Source organism: Streptomyces sp. HM190, from assembly GCF_009857135.1.
Taxonomy (GTDB): Bacteria; Actinomycetota; Actinomycetes; order Streptomycetales; family Streptomycetaceae; genus Streptomyces; species Streptomyces heilongjiangensis.
Genome location: NZ_CP047318.1, coordinates 6,802,143 through 6,815,562, shown reverse-complemented (window position 1 = coordinate 6,815,562; position 13,420 = coordinate 6,802,143). Strand labels below are relative to the sequence as shown.

General features: G+C 72.4%; 14 protein-coding genes. 6 read left to right on the top strand and 8 right to left on the bottom strand.

The window, feature by feature from the left end:
• The first annotated feature begins 24 nt into the window (after positions 1-24).
• Positions 25-1,071, top strand: coding sequence for a lytic polysaccharide monooxygenase auxiliary activity family 9 protein (locus GSY65_RS29165; RefSeq protein ID WP_236580106.1), 1,047 nt, complete (start codon positions 25-27; stop codon positions 1,069-1,071).
• 114 nt (positions 1,072-1,185) lie between these two features.
• Here the strand turns inward: GSY65_RS29165 and GSY65_RS29160 are convergent, their stop codons facing one another.
• Positions 1,186-1,839 carry a Tat pathway signal sequence domain protein gene (locus GSY65_RS29160; RefSeq protein ID WP_159774220.1) on the bottom strand — a complete coding sequence of 218 codons (654 nt, stop codon included), beginning with the start codon at positions 1,837-1,839 and terminating at the stop codon, positions 1,186-1,188.
• 689 nt (positions 1,840-2,528) lie between these two features.
• Here GSY65_RS29160 and GSY65_RS29155 point away from each other — a divergent pair.
• Positions 2,529-3,191, top strand: coding sequence for a DUF6230 family protein (locus GSY65_RS29155; protein WP_159774218.1), 663 nt, complete (start codon positions 2,529-2,531; stop codon positions 3,189-3,191).
• Positions 3,188-3,604, top strand: coding sequence for a DUF6114 domain-containing protein (locus GSY65_RS29150; protein WP_201452705.1), 417 nt, complete (start codon positions 3,188-3,190; stop codon positions 3,602-3,604). The genes GSY65_RS29155 and GSY65_RS29150 overlap by 4 nt, the downstream gene beginning before the upstream one ends.
• A gap of 218 nt (positions 3,605-3,822) precedes the next feature.
• On the opposite strand, the gene GSY65_RS29145 is transcribed toward GSY65_RS29150, so the two are convergent.
• Positions 3,823-4,737 (bottom strand): alpha/beta hydrolase family protein, encoded by a 915-nt coding sequence (locus tag GSY65_RS29145; RefSeq protein WP_159774216.1) that lies wholly within the window; start codon positions 4,735-4,737, stop codon positions 3,823-3,825.
• A gap of 99 nt (positions 4,738-4,836) precedes the next feature.
• Between GSY65_RS29145 and GSY65_RS29140 the strand changes: the two genes are divergently transcribed.
• A complete protein-coding gene (locus tag GSY65_RS29140) occupies positions 4,837-5,427 on the top strand; it encodes a TetR/AcrR family transcriptional regulator (RefSeq protein WP_159774214.1) in 591 nt (196 codons plus the stop codon).
• A 288-nt stretch (positions 5,428-5,715) separates the two neighbouring features.
• Here GSY65_RS29140 and GSY65_RS29135 read toward each other — a convergent pair whose 3' ends face one another.
• Positions 5,716-6,108, bottom strand: coding sequence for a hypothetical protein (locus GSY65_RS29135; protein WP_201452704.1), 393 nt, complete (start codon positions 6,106-6,108; stop codon positions 5,716-5,718).
• A 197-nt stretch (positions 6,109-6,305) separates the two neighbouring features.
• Here GSY65_RS29135 and GSY65_RS29130 point away from each other — a divergent pair, with 197 nt between their 5' ends.
• Complete coding sequence (locus GSY65_RS29130; protein WP_159774212.1) at positions 6,306-7,553, top strand: cytochrome P450 family protein; 1,248 nt, start codon at positions 6,306-6,308, stop codon at positions 7,551-7,553.
• A 261-nt stretch (positions 7,554-7,814) separates the two neighbouring features.
• Here the strand turns inward: GSY65_RS29130 and GSY65_RS29125 are convergent, their stop codons facing one another.
• From GSY65_RS29125 to GSY65_RS29105, 5 genes are read right to left on the bottom strand one after another with little or no spacing between them, the layout of a single operon-like run.
• Positions 7,815-9,167 (bottom strand): cytochrome P450, encoded by a 1,353-nt coding sequence (locus tag GSY65_RS29125; RefSeq protein ID WP_159774210.1) that lies wholly within the window; start codon positions 9,165-9,167, stop codon positions 7,815-7,817.
• A complete protein-coding gene (locus tag GSY65_RS29120; RefSeq protein ID WP_159774208.1) occupies positions 9,164-9,766 on the bottom strand; it encodes a GTP-binding protein in 603 nt (200 codons plus the stop codon). The genes GSY65_RS29125 and GSY65_RS29120 overlap by 4 nt, the downstream gene beginning before the upstream one ends.
• Positions 9,744-10,142, bottom strand: coding sequence for a DUF742 domain-containing protein (locus tag GSY65_RS29115; RefSeq protein ID WP_159774206.1), 399 nt, complete (start codon positions 10,140-10,142; stop codon positions 9,744-9,746). Before GSY65_RS29115 ends, GSY65_RS29120 begins: the two co-directional genes overlap by 23 nt.
• Complete coding sequence (locus tag GSY65_RS29110; protein WP_159774204.1) at positions 10,139-10,552, bottom strand: roadblock/LC7 domain-containing protein; 414 nt, start codon at positions 10,550-10,552, stop codon at positions 10,139-10,141. Before GSY65_RS29110 ends, GSY65_RS29115 begins: the two co-directional genes overlap by 4 nt.
• Positions 10,549-11,865: an ATP-binding protein gene (locus tag GSY65_RS29105; RefSeq protein ID WP_159774202.1), complete on the bottom strand. Its 1,317-nt coding sequence runs from the start codon at positions 11,863-11,865 to the stop codon at positions 10,549-10,551. Before GSY65_RS29105 ends, GSY65_RS29110 begins: the two co-directional genes overlap by 4 nt.
• A gap of 360 nt (positions 11,866-12,225) precedes the next feature.
• Here GSY65_RS29105 and GSY65_RS29100 point away from each other — a divergent pair, with 360 nt between their 5' ends.
• On the top strand, positions 12,226-13,182 hold the full coding sequence (locus tag GSY65_RS29100) for a helix-turn-helix domain-containing protein (protein WP_159774200.1): 957 nt from the start codon (positions 12,226-12,228) through the stop codon (positions 13,180-13,182).
• Positions 13,183-13,420: the final 238 nt, after the last annotated feature.

The following is a 13,420-nucleotide window of genomic DNA, read 5'->3' as shown; positions in this document are numbered from 1 at the left end:
CACCCCATGGATCGGACGTACCGGATGCACCGCCTGTCCGCCCACCGCACCACCCACCGGCACACCGCCGAGCGGCACACCGACAGCCACCCCGGCACCGGTCCGCGCGCCGCCGGCTCCCCCGCCCCGCGCGCCGCCGGTCGCCGTCGCGCCGTGCTGCTCGTGGCGGCACCGCTGTTCGTCACGGCGGCGGCCGTCACCCCCGCGTCCGCGCACGGCGCGCCGACCGATCCGGTGAGCCGGGTGTCGGCGTGCTCGCCCGAGGGCGGCGCCCGGGCGGGCTCGGCGGCGTGCCGGGCGGCCGTCGCCGCGAACGGGGCGCCCTTCACCGCGTGGGACAACCTGCGGATCGCCGGGGTGAACGGCCGCGACCGGCAGATCGTCCCCGACGGGAAGCTGTGCAGCGGCGGTCTCGCGGCCTACCGGGGGCTGGACCTGGCCCGCGCCGACTGGCCCGCGACGCGCCTCACGCCCGGCGGCACGCTGAAACTGACGTACCGTTCGACGATCCCGCACACCGGGACGTTCAAGCTGTTCCTGACGAAGCCGGGGTACGACCCGGCGAAACCGCTCACCTGGTCCGATCTGCCCGAGCGGCCGTTCGCCTCGGTCACCGACCCGCCGCTGCGGGACGGCTCGTACCGCTTCTCGGCGAAACTGCCGGCCGACCGCTCCGGCCACCATGTGCTGTACACGATCTGGCAGAACACGAGCACGGTGGACACCTACTACTCGTGCTCGGACGTGGTGTTCCCGGCGGCCACGAAGGCCGGTCCGGACGCCGGCGGCAAGCGGGCGGAGCGGACGCCGGACGGTTCCGGGCAGGCCGCGCCGAGCAGGAGGCCGAAGGCCGATACGCCCTCCCCCACACCGACGCCCACCCCTTCCCGCGAGCCGTCCTCGGCGTCCGGGCGGACCCCGGCCGGCGGCGGGGCGGAGGTCGCCGGCAGCTCCGTGGCCTCCACGAGCGACGACAGCGGCACCTCCGTTCCGCTGGTGGCGGGGGGCGCCGCGGCGATGGTGCTCGCCACGGGCGCCGCCCTCTTCCTCCGCGGACGCAGGCGCCGCTGACGGTGACGTGACGGCCGGTCCGGCCGGCCGGCCGGCCGACGGCGAGTACCCGGTGGTGTGCCGGATCAGCGGGTACTCGGCGGGCCGGACCGGTCGGGGTGTGCGCGGTCGGCGTCAGTTGACGAAGACCGTGGCGCCGCCCTGGCTGCCGTCGGTGACGGGCGAGTACTTCGCGGTGAAGTAGCCGGTGCTGAAGCACAGCGACGAACCGGAGGTCCGGGTGAACGGCTGGGCGGTGAAGTTGATGCTGTTGTCGGCGTTGCTGGAGGTGCCGCTGATGCTGGGCGCCTGGTACACGCAGTTGATGGTGCCCAGCAGGGTGCGCAGGACGACGGTGGTCTGGATGACCGAGCCGGACTGCGGGCTGACGGTGACGACACCGTCGGAGGTCACGGTCGTCGTGTAGGGCAGGTTGTTGACCGTGATGCTGTTGACGCCGGTCACACCGAAGACGTTGCTGGTGCAGCTGCCGAAGGTGTGCGCGGTGACGGACTCGGTGGCCGTGCCGGGCGCCGCCGGGTTGTCGGTGACGGTGGCGTTGAAGGCGGACTCCGCACAGGAGATACCGCTCGTGCCGGTGGCGCTGGAGCGGAACGTGGCGGCCGTGCCGGAGGCCAGGGTGGCGTTGAGGACGTCACCGGCCGCGACCGCGTCACCGGCGAGTCCGCCGGTGGTCAGCACGGTGTCGGCGGCGGAGGCGGGGCTGACGGCGGACACCATCAGGGCGGCGGTGGTTGCGACGAGGGCAAGGAGGGATCGCGTACGCATGGGGAGTGCCTCTTCTCAGGAGGATGAGAACTGCGGGTGGGTGCGCGGGGCCGGTCATCGTTCGCGCGGGGGAACGCGGCGATGCCGCTCGGCGCCGTTCGGTCGCTGCCGATCCGTGACACGCCTTCTCCGTACGTGACGGATCGACAGCGACGGGTCCGGGATTCGGGCACGGTCCGGTGGAGGGGGAAGGCGACCGTGCCCGGCACCGGCGAGAGGTGGTACCGCGTCGGGCCGCGCAGCGCTTTCTGTGTCACCCGCACCCCGTCGGCGACGGGGGCTCGGGACGGTGACGGGCGCTGCGCGTCGGATCCGGCGCCACGGATCCGTCGGGGTGAACCCGGGAGAGTTGTAGACCTGGGCGAGAGCCAACGTCAAGGGAGCGTAAGGAAGTTGGGCGGCAGGAGAAGTCCCCTGACATGGGGTGCGGAAGACCGGGGAAGGACATAACCAAAGGTGAGAGATGTTCACCTTTCACAGGGGCGGCACAACCAACATCCTTTTGCCACAAGCGCCTTGACCCCTGAATGTAACCACCGGTAACTTCCGGATTGGCTACTGCGGCGTAGCAAGTAAGCCCTTGCACCCTCGGGAGGTGTGCTCAGGCATGCGCCGCAACCGCTGTCCGCGCCAGGACAACGTGCCGTCGAAGCCCCATCTGCAATGACTTTAAGGTCCAGGGAGCACACATGGCCTCGTCCTCGGACGCCACGGCGTCCACCAACGAAAGACCCGAGGGTCCCGAGACATCCGGCAGACGCGGGCGGGTCCGCCTCAAGCGCGCCGCCGTGATGGCGGTGCCGGCCACAGCGGTCGCCGCCGGTCTGATGATCCTCACCGCGCAGGGCGCCCTGGGCGTCCAGTTCGCCATCTCCGGCATGCCGTTCGTCGTCACCGCCGACAAGCTCGAAGGCGAGGGCTTCGCCCAGTTCGGCGCGCTGGACCACATGATCGAGAACAGCCCCAACGAGGGCGACACCGGCGGCCAGGTGCTCGTCGTGACCTCGGTCGTCAAGAGCGGCAAGCTGACCAACCTGTGCCAGAGCGTCGACCTCGGCGGCATCCAGCTCGTCCTCACCGCGGGCGACAAGTCCACACCGGTGAGCGTGAAGAACCTGGCGATCGACTCCGACGACATCAGCGGCGACGCCTCGTTCAACAACATCGAGATCGGTCGTGACTCCAGCACGTTCGACAAGGTCGGACAGCAGGGTCCCCCCGGTGTCTACGGCCAGCAGGCCGACACGGTCACCATCACCGACCTGTACCAGCACAACTACGCCGCCACCGCGGCCGTCTTCAAGCTGCCCGACCTGCACATGCGATTCCAGAGCGAGGGCTGCCCGCAGTGAGCGAGTTCCGGGAGTGGAGAGGACACCGGCCCTTCGCGGGCGGGCTGCTGCTGTTCCTGGGCGGCGTGGAGATCCTGGTGACCATGAAGGCACCGCTCCCCGTCATCCTGAAGATCGGAATGCAGGGCCTGGCGGGCTATCTGCTGCCCTCGCTGATGATCGTGTGCGGGCTGCTGATCGTCTTCAACCCGTCCCAGCGCCTGTTCTACTCCATCCTCGGGATCCTGCTCTCCCTGGGCACCTGGCTCACGTCCAACATCGGCGGGTTCATCGTGGGCCTGCTGATGGGCGCCGTCGGCAGCACGCTCGCCTTCGGGTGGCTGCCGGACCAGGAACCCCGGCGCACCCGCAAGGACCGCGCACGTGACCGGGCCGGGCAACCGCACCAGCAGGAGCGGCCCGCCGGGGCGTAGGCCGCGCGGTACGACGGCCCCGCGCCCCTCTGGACGACCCCGCGCCTCCCGAGGCGTGTTTCGAAAGTCCCGTCTCCCCCTCGGGCGGACGACGCTACGTTCGAACTGGCTTTGGCCGCCGGGCTTCGGTGCATTACCGGCGCGGCGTGTGCGAGAGGCCTCCCGGCCCGCCGCCGTGCGGCGCGCGACGGGCCGGGAAGGGGCAGCACCGGGCCGGGTCAGTCCTTGTGCTGGAAGGACGCCTTCTCGACGGCTTCGGTGTCGGCACGGAAGCGGGACCACGCATCGGGGTCGCGGTCGAGGGCGTCGAGGAGGTACGCGGTGACGGCGTCGGCGACGAGGGCGACCCGGTCGGCGTCCGTGTCGGTGGTCTCGCTCACGGCCTCCCCGGCGATGCCGCCCAGGGTGTGCTCTCCGCCGGGGACGACGAGGAGGCGCTTGGGGGCGGGACTGAGGTCGAAGGCGTCGAGGAACCAGTCCGGTCCCCGCGTGGACATCTTCGACTGGTCCTTGTCGCCCGCGATGACGAGCGCCGGCGTGGTCATGGTGGAGTAGTCCGGCCTCATGAAGGGCAGGTGCCCGACGGCGAACGGCGTGAGCGAGTCGCCCGTGCCGGTCGCCGCGATGAGTACGCCCGCCTTCGCTCCGCCGTGGGAGAAGTCCTCGCCCGCGGTGCCCTGGGCGTCGAACACGCGGGCGCCCAGCAGGGTGCCGACGGTCTGGGCTCCCCAGGAGTGTCCGACGAGGGCGACGCTCGTCCGGTCGGCGCGGTCGATCAGGTCGCCTGCCTCGGCCAGGATGGCGTCGAGGTGGTCCAGCACCGCGTGGAGGTCATCGATGCGCACGCGCCAGATGGTGCCGAAGCGCGGATCGTCGAACCCTATGGCGTTGCGGCGCGAGTCCAGGTGGGTCGGCTGCACGACGACGAAGCCGGCGGCGGCCCAGCGGTCGACCAGCGGCTCGTAGCCGTCCATCGACCACGCGTTGCCGTGGGAGAACACGATGACCGCAAGGCCGCGGCCCCCGGCCGGTGCGGTCACCTTGACCTGCAGGGGCACCGCCCGGTCACCGGTGGGAACGGTGATGGGCTTGATCGCGACGGTCTTCGTCCGGGATGGCGCGGGAGTGAACATGTGCGGACTTCCTGTGGGAAAGGCGCGTGCCGCATACTTGACGGAACGACGTTCCGCCAACAGTAGCGGAACAATGTTCCGCGAACCAGGGGTGAGATCTTGTCCCGATCGGCCGGCTCCAGAGCAGCGGGCGCCGAGCGCACCCGCCAGTCCCTGCTCGCGGCCGCGGCGCAGGTGTTCGTCGAGCAAGGCGTCCAGGCGCCCATCCGCGACATCGCCGGCCGGGCCGGCGTGGGCCTGGGCACCGTGTACCGCCACTTCCCCACCCGGGCGGAGCTGGTCGTCGCCGTCTACCGGCACCAGGTGGACGAGTGCGCGCGACTCGCCGCCGATCTCGCCGGGTCGCCGAGGCCGGGCGAAGCCCTGTCGCGATGGATGGACGCGTTCGTGGAGTTCCTCGTCACGAAGCACGGACTGGGGGCGGCACTCCAGTCCGAGGACCCCAGCCTGCAGAGCCTGCACTCCTTGATGCTCGACACACTGGTCCCGGCCTGCGCCACGCTCCTCGACGCCGCGACGGCCCGGGGCGAGTTCGACCCGGACGTCACCGCGTACACACTGATGCGAGCGGTCGGCAACCTGTGCGTCCTGGGCCCGGGATACGACCGTGAGCACGCGCGGGCCATGGTCGCCCGACTCCTCGCCGGCTGCCGGACGACCATGCCCCCGGGCGGTCCCGTGGCGGCCTGACGACGAGGACCCGCCTCGCCCCCCACGCTCCCGGGCGAACAGGTCGGCAGCGGCCGAGTTCGCCGGAACCACGTCCTGCCTGCGGGTTTCCCGTCCGATCGGCCGACGGCCGACACGCGGCGCAACACCTCCGCAGCCCAGGCCGACCACGACGGCGTCGGTCGTGGCCGCTGGAGCGACGGCCCGCAGGCCTGCGGGCCGAGTCGCGGAGATCGGTCACGGTCGACGTGCCGCCCGAGCTCGGCCGAAGGCCGCCCCGGAAAACAACCTGAACCACCGGTATTGGCCCTAGAGGGGCGCGGGGAACTGCGCCGCCGAGGTCAGGGCAGCACCCAGGCGGGCCGTGTCGGTCCAGTAGCGGTCGTGCGAGAGCGGCACCCGCCAGTAGAGGCCGGGACCCGAGGTACGGCGCAGGGGCGGGACCGCCACATGGCAGCCCGCCCCGAGGACCTGGACGCCCGCCATCCGCCAGTCGGCCCCGTCACCGGGCGGCACCAGCCAGTACATGATCCCGCCGAAGCCGTCCTTGATGACGGCTCCCGTGGCGTCCCCGAGGGCCGTCAGCGCCGGTACACCGAGGGCGACCGGCACCCGGACCGCGTTCCACCAGCGCCCGGCGGGCACCGTACGCACCTCGGGGCTGTACGTGCACATCCAGCGCGGGGCCCAGCTGACAGTCATGGCACTCACCGGCTCTTCAGGGGGGGGTGGGCCCGATCCTAGGAGCCGCCCCCGCACCCGACTTGCGGGAACGCGCAGGGAAGTTGCCCCCGTACGCAGCGCGTCGCCGGTGAACTCGCCCCGCGACACCGCGGAGCCGTAGCGTGACCGGGTTTCCACGGTGCGCCGTGACAGTTTCCCGACCGCAGGAGGGCCCGATGGGCAACCCCAGCCCGTTAGTGATTGACGCGTCCGGCCGTGACATCCACGGCGAGGCCGCCCGGATCCGCGCGCACGGTCCGGCGACCCGCGTGGTGCTGCCGGGGCCGCCCGCCGTCGAGGCGTGGGCGGTCAGCAGCCCCGAACTGCTCAAGCGACTGCTCACCGACCCCCGCGTGTCGAAGGACGCGCGGCGCCACTGGCCCCGGTTCGCGGCCGGTGAGATCACCCCGGAGTGGCCGCTGTTCACCTGGGTCGCCGTGCAGAACATGTTCACCGCGTACGGCGGCGACCACAAACGGCTGCGGACCCTGGTCGCCAAGGCGTTCACCGCGCGCCGGACGGCCGCGATGCGGCCGCGCATCGAGCAGATCACCGCGGAACTGCTCGACCGGGTCGAGGAGGGCCTGCGCGGCGGCGGGAGCGTCGACCTGCGGGAGGAGTACTGCTACCCCCTGCCGATCCGGGTGATCAGCGAGCTGTTCGGGCTGCCCGAGGAGCGGGCTCCGGAGCTGCGGGAACTGGTGGACCGCATCTTCGACACCTCCGCCGACCCCGGCGAGATGAACGCGGCCTACGAGCGGCTCTACGGCGTCCTCGGCGAACTCGTCGCCGCGAAGCGGGCCACCCCCGGCGACGACCTGACCACCGGGCTGATCACGGCCCGCGACGAGGACGACGCCCGGCTGAGCGAGCAGGAACTGCTGGACACTCTGGTGCTGATGATCAGCGCGGGCCACGAGACCACGGTGAACCTCCTCGACCAGGCCGTGCACTCCCTGCTCACCCACCCCGAGCAGCTCGCGCACGTCCGTGAGGGGAGGGCGACCTGGGACGACGTGGTCGAGGAGACCCTGCGGTACGAGGCCCCGGTGGCGAGCCTGCCGCTGCGGTACGCGGTGGAGGACCTGGACCTCGCCGCGCTGGGCGGGCCGCAGGGCGTGGTGATCCGCACGGGCGAGGCGATCCTCGCCGCGTACGCCGCCGCCGGCCGCGATCCCGAACGGCACGGGAAGGACGCGGGCGTCTTCGACGTCACCCGCGTCGACAAGGAGCACCTCGCGTTCGGGCACGGGGTGCACTTCTGCCTGGGCGCTCCGCTGGGGCGGATGGAGGCGCGCATCGCGCTCCCGGCGCTGTTCGAGCGGTTCCCGGCCCTGCGGTTGGGGGCGGCGGGGGACGAACTGGGGTACGTGGAGTCGTTCATCTCCAACGGGCACCGGAGGTTGCCGGTACGGGTGGGGTGAGGGGACCGCGGTTCGCCCGTGCGGGGGTCCGTCGCCGCCGCTCGTGAGTGCGGGTGCGGGTGCGTGAGGGCTTGTCGCGCAGTTCCCCGCGCCCCTGAGCAGCGACCGGGGCTACGCCCCGTGCTCCTCAGGACGAAGGGGCGGGCCGCCGGCCCGTTCCCTGCAGGGGCGCGGAGCGGTGACGTGTGCGGCTGCGCCGCGTGGGCGCGAACCACCCACCGCACCCGCCGACACGCCCCGCATCCGCGCTCCTGGGCGCCCCTACTCCCCCCGCCACCAGGACAGCAACCGGGCCCACCCGTTCCTCGGCCCCGCACCCTCGCGCCCCGTCGTCCCACGCGCCGCGGGCGGCACCTCCGGCGCGGGCGGTACGGAGGCCGCCCGCGCCGCCACCGCGATCGGCGCCGGCGGGAACGTCACCGGCAGGGCGGTGAGCGCCCGGTGGAACGGCCCCGGGCGCCACTCCAACTGATCGACCGGAACGGCGAGTTCGAGGTCCGGCAGCCGGTCGAGGAGCTTCTCCACGGCGACCGAGGCGATCAGCCGGGCCTCGCTCTGGGCGGGACAGTTGTGCGGGCCGGCGCTCCACGCCAGATGGGCCCGGTTGCCCGCCCGCCGGTCCCCCGTCAGCGCGGGATCGGTGTTGGCGGCGGCCAGCGAGACCACCACGGGGTCCCCGGCGCGCAGCGCCGCGCCCTCGTACACGACGTCCCGGACCGGGTAGTGCACCGCGTAGTTGGCCATCGGCGGGTCGGTCCACAGCACTTCGTCGAGCGCGTCCTCGACGGGCAGGCTGCCGCCGGACAGTTCGCCCGCGAAGCGGTCGTCGGACAGCAGCAGCCGCAGGGCACCCGCGATCAGGTTCTGCTGCGGCTCGGTGCCGCCGCCCATCAGGACGACGAGGGTGTGCACCATCTCCTCGTCGGTGAGCGCCGCCGGGTGCGCCTGCAGCCAGGAGGTGACGTCGGGGCCGGGGGTGCGCCGCTTGAGCCGGACCAGGTCGAACAGGGTGGTGGTGAGGAGTTCGTTGGCCCGCTCGGCGTCCACTCCGTCGAAGATCCCGGACATGCCCTCGACCAGCCTCAGCCCGTGGTCGGCGGGGCAGCCGAAGAGGTGGTTGAAGACGAGCAGGGGGATGACCTGCGCGTACTCGCCGAGCAGATCGGCCTTGCCGGTGGGCGCGAAGCGGTCGATGAGGGTGTCGGCGCTGCTCTCGACGTAGCCGCGCAGGGTGTGGGGCTCGACGCGGGCGAGACTGTCGGTGATGGCTCCCCGCAGCCGCCGGTGCTCCTCCCCGTCGGTGAACAGGGCGTTGGGCCGGTACATCATCATCGGGACGACGGGGCTGTCCGGGGGGACGGTGCCGTCGGCGAGGTCGTTCCAGCGGCGCGGGTCCTTGGAGAACGTCTCGGTGCTGCGCAGCACGTGCAGGGCGGCCTCGTAGGAGGTGACGAGGGTGGCCCGGACACCGGGGGCGAGTTCGACGGGGGCGGTGGGGCCGTGTGCGCGCAGCCGCCGGTAGGCGGCGGCCGGGTCGGCGGCGAAGTCGGGGCCGTAGAGGGGTTCGTGGGCCGGGCAGCCCGGGGGCGGGCCGGGCGGCGTCTTCGGGGTCACGCGTCCTCCAGTGCGGCGTCGCGGCTCAGCAGGTACTCGGCGAGCGCGATCAGCGCCCGGGTGGAGGAGTCCGGGTCGCGGGCGTCGCACCGGACGAGCGGGGTCTCGGGCAGCAGGTCGAGGGCCTCGCGCACCTCGGCCAGGTCGTGCACGGGGGCGCCGTCGAAGTCGTTGACGGCGACGGCGTACGGCAGCCCCAGGTCCTCCAGGGTGCCCATGACGTCGAAGGAGTGGGACAGCCGGCGGGTGTCGGCGAGGACGAGCGCGCCGAGGGCGCCGCGGGTCATGTCCTCCCAGAGCCGGGTGAAGCGCTGCTGTCCGGGGGTGCCGAACAGGTACAGGACCAGGGAAGGGTTGAGGGTGACGCGTCCGAAGTCCATCGCGACCGTGGTGGTGGTTTTGTCGCGGGTGCCGGCGAGGTCGTCGACGAGGGCGCCTGCCTGTGTCAGTACCTCCTCGGTGCGCAGCGGCCGTATCTCGGAGAGCGTGCCGACGAACGTGGTCTTGCCGACCGCGAAGTGTCCGACGACGAGCAGTTTGAGCGCGCGCCGCACGGTCGGCCGCAGATACACGTCGTCAGAGGCGGGCGCGAAGCCCATCGAGGACCTCCTGGAGGATGGCGGCGTCGAACCGCCGGGCGGTCGGGGGGTGTTCCCCCTGCTCGTCGGGGTAGCTGGACCCGGGGGACGGGGCGCGGGTGGTGATGTGGCCGCTGTCCATGAGGTCGGCGACCAGCACCTTGGTGACGCTGACCGGCAGCCCGAGGTGCCCGGCGACCTCGCCCAGGGAGAGCGCGCCGTGCCGGCACAGCTCCGTCACCCGGCGCTTCTCCGGCGTCAGCCCCGTCGGCGGCAGGTCGTCGGCGGCGGTCAGCAGGGTGATCAGGTCCAGGGTGTTGCGGGTGGGGCGGGCGCGTCCGTCGGTGACGACGTAGGAGCGCACCAGGCGCCCGCCGGGCCGGGGGCGGGGCGTCATGTCCGGCTGCCCGTGGCCGGCCTGGCCGGGGTGGACAGCTCCTTGCCGAGCCGGTCGACGAGTTTGTGCATGCGGTAGGTGACGGCCTCCATGTCGACCTCGACGCCGGTGGAGACGGCGAGGTAGGCGCCCTCGCCGGCGGCGACGAGGAAGACGTAGCCGTGCCCGAACTCGATCAGGGTCTGCCGCCAGGGGCTGGTGGACGGGCCGCAGAACTCGGCGGTGCTGCGGCTGATCGACTGCAGACCGGAGAGGCCGGCGGCGAGGCGTTCGGCGTCGTCGCGGTCGATGCCGGCGGAGTGGGCGCGGAGCATGCCGTCGGCGGAGAGCAGGATGGCGTGCCGCGCCTCGGGCACCTTCAGCACGTCGTCGAGCATCCAGCCCAGGTCGTTGTTCGTGGGCTCGCTCATGCGTGGGGGGTCCCTTCGTTGTCGTGGGGGGTGGCGGGCTCGGGGGCGATGACGTCGTCGTCGAGGATGCGGCCGGCGGCCCGGCCGAAGCGGGTGCCGCGGGCGAAGGCGCCCATGATGCGGGCGTTCTCCTCGGGGGAACGGCCGGGCGGCTCCTCGGCGTCGAAGGGTTCCGGCTCCAGGGCCACCTGCCGTCTGGGGGTACGGCGGCGGCGCTTGGGCAGGCCGCCCTCGGTGATGCCCTCGGTGACCGCCCGGCGGGGGATGTCCTCGGGCGAGGGCGCCGGGCGGGCCGGGAACTCGGGGGTGTCGGGCTCCAGGTGGGTGAGGAGCGCGGCCGGCAGCAGCGCCACGGCGCGGACGCCACCGTAGGGGGAGCGGGTGTCCACGGAGACGCTGAAACCGTAGCGCTGGGCGAGGACGCCGATGACGGCGAAGCCGAACCGGGGCGGGTCGCCGAGGCGGGTGACGTCGACGGTCCGGTGTCCGTCGAGCAGCCGGCCGGCGCTCTCGACGGCCTGGGCGTCCATGCCGACGCCGGCGTCGTCGATGACGACGCAGGCGCCGTTGTGCACGGTCTGCACCGTGACCTCGACGGTGGTGTCGGGCTGGGAGTGGCGGGCGGCGTTGTCGAGCAGTTCGGCGAGGGCGAGGACGACGGGTTCCACGGCGCGGCTCTCGACCGCGATGTCGATCTGGCCGTTGACCCGGATCCGCCGGTAGTCACGGATGCGGGAGGTGGCGCCGCGGACGACGTCGATGAGCGGGGAGGTGGCGCGCTGGCGGCCCGGCCACGATCCGCACAGGACGGCGATGGCCTGGGCGCGGCGGCCGAACTGGGCGTTGGTGTGGTCGATCTCCAGCAGGTCGCGCAGGACGTCGGGGTCGTCGTGCCGGTCCTGCATCTCGGCGATGGAGATCTGCTGTTCGTTGGCGAGGGCCTGGATGGAGCGCATCGACGCCTGCAGGGCGGCCTTGGCGGAGCGGTCGGCGCGGGCGTGGGCGTGGTCGACGGCGACGGAGAAGAGGGCGAGGACCCTCTCCAGGTGCCGGCCGTACTCGGTGGCGGCGATCCGGGCGTCGCGCGGTCCGATGACGGGGACGTCCTGGCCTGGGTGGTCGGCGAGCGCGGGCAGCCGCACCGAGACCAGATGGCGCAGCTCCTCCTCACGCGCCCGGACCTCACGGACCAGGTCGGCGTTCCGTCTGCGCTGCCGCGCGGTGATCCCGTGCTGGCGCAGCAGGAGCACGGCGGTGGCGAGCAGCGCCGCGGCCAGGCCCCAGGTCACCGCCTGCGGTATCTGATCGGTCATGAGAGTCCACGAGTCCTTACGTCCTCAAGTCCCGGAACGTCCTCAGGTCCCGGACGGTGAACGCGGGTTGACGGAGCGCCCGACGTTAGTGCTGCGGCCCCGGCGGGTCTTCCCGTGGCGCGCAGGGAAGTTGTCACGGGGCGCACGCGTGGCGCAAGGGGTGTGAGGGGGCGTGTGACCTTCCCTTCCACATGATCGACCGGCCGCACGGCACGGGAATCGGCTGCCGCGCTAGGGTGCCCCCACGGCCCGACCGCAATCCCATCCGCCTTTGATCATGCACCAGTTGAAGCTTTCGCGGTCAGCAATCGTATGAGAGCGCGAGGAAGCCGTCGGGATCGATGAACGGGAGGAGTGGCGTTGCCCGCGGGAAGCTATGCCGTCGAGGCGCTGGACACCGAGGAGCTGGATCCGCGGGAGCGGGCCGACTTCTGGACGGAGCACATCGGCACGTACCACTCCCGGATGGGCTTCCGATACGCCCGCGCGGAGAACTTCCGCGGGTGGACGGTCCGGCAGCGCACCGAGACCTACCAACTGGTCAAGTACCGCTCGGACCAGATCGAGTACAGCCGGACCCCGCACCAGGTGCGGCAGGACCCGGACGAGGACTACCGGCTGCTGCTGCCGCTGGGCGGGCAGATCGTGCTGCGGCAGGACGGCGAGGAGGCGCGGCTGACGCCGGGCACCGGGGCGCTGGTCTCCTTCGCGTCGCCGTTCGAGTGTCTGCAGAGCGAAGCCACCGACGCGTTCATCCTCACCGTTCCGGCCCGTGAGGTGAACGGCCGGCTGGGCTGCCGGGCGCCGGTGACGGCGGGGCTGGACCTGACCAGGGGGCTGGGCCGGATCGTGGGCGGGATGCTGACCGGTCTGCACGAGGAGCGGGAGCGGCTGACCGACCCGGAGTTCGACGCTGTCTCCGACCGGGTGGTGGAGCTGGTGTGCATGCTGGCCGCCGGGGACGACCGCCCCGACGTGCCGGGGCAGCTGGGCGAGGTGGAGGCGATGGTGCGCCGGTACGTGCGCGAGCACGTGGCCGACCCGGGGCTCACGGGGACCACGGTGGCGCGTGCCCTCGGCTGGTCGCTGCGGCAGATCCAGCTGGCGCTGCAGCGGGCGGGCACCACGCCCCGTGAGCTGATCCGTGAGGAACGGCTGCGGCTGGTGCGGGACCGGTTGCTCTGCGCGGAGTGCGAGCACCAGTCGATCACGGACCTGGCCTATTCCGCCGGTTTCTCCTCCGCGAGCGCCCTCAGCACGGCCTTCCGGCGGCGCTACGGGGTGAGCCCGAGGGAGATGCGGCAGAGCCCGCGCTGACCGTGCGGCGGCCGGGACGGCCCGGCGAGCGGCCCTGGGAGGTCCTCGGGCCGTCCGGTGACAGGTCGTTCACCAGCCACACCGCGAGGACACGGAAGGTGCGGGATGCCGGACGTCTCGCGGCAGATGTCCGGATTCCGGAGCCGTGGAACTTGGCCGAGAATGCTCGTAAGTGGCCCCTACATCTGCCGGTTTCCTCCATCGATGACCGGACCGGGCGGCGTGATTTTCATCACAC

Coding starts and splice junctions, on each gene's coding strand:
- GSY65_RS29165 (WP_236580106.1), top strand. CDS start 25: ATGCACCGCCTGTCCGCCCACCGCACCACCCACCGGCACACCGCCGAG.
- GSY65_RS29160 (WP_159774220.1), bottom strand. CDS start 1,839: ATGCGTACGCGATCCCTCCTTGCCCTCGTCGCAACCACCGCCGCCCTG.
- GSY65_RS29155 (WP_159774218.1), top strand. CDS start 2,529: ATGGCCTCGTCCTCGGACGCCACGGCGTCCACCAACGAAAGACCCGAG.
- GSY65_RS29145 (WP_159774216.1), bottom strand. CDS start 4,737: ATGTTCACTCCCGCGCCATCCCGGACGAAGACCGTCGCGATCAAGCCC.
- GSY65_RS29135 (WP_201452704.1), bottom strand. CDS start 6,108: ATGACTGTCAGCTGGGCCCCGCGCTGGATGTGCACGTACAGCCCCGAG.
- GSY65_RS29130 (WP_159774212.1), top strand. CDS start 6,306: ATGGGCAACCCCAGCCCGTTAGTGATTGACGCGTCCGGCCGTGACATC.
- GSY65_RS29120 (WP_159774208.1), bottom strand. CDS start 9,766: ATGGGCTTCGCGCCCGCCTCTGACGACGTGTATCTGCGGCCGACCGTG.
- GSY65_RS29115 (WP_159774206.1), bottom strand. CDS start 10,142: ATGACGCCCCGCCCCCGGCCCGGCGGGCGCCTGGTGCGCTCCTACGTC.
- GSY65_RS29110 (WP_159774204.1), bottom strand. CDS start 10,552: ATGAGCGAGCCCACGAACAACGACCTGGGCTGGATGCTCGACGACGTG.
- GSY65_RS29105 (WP_159774202.1), bottom strand. CDS start 11,865: ATGACCGATCAGATACCGCAGGCGGTGACCTGGGGCCTGGCCGCGGCG.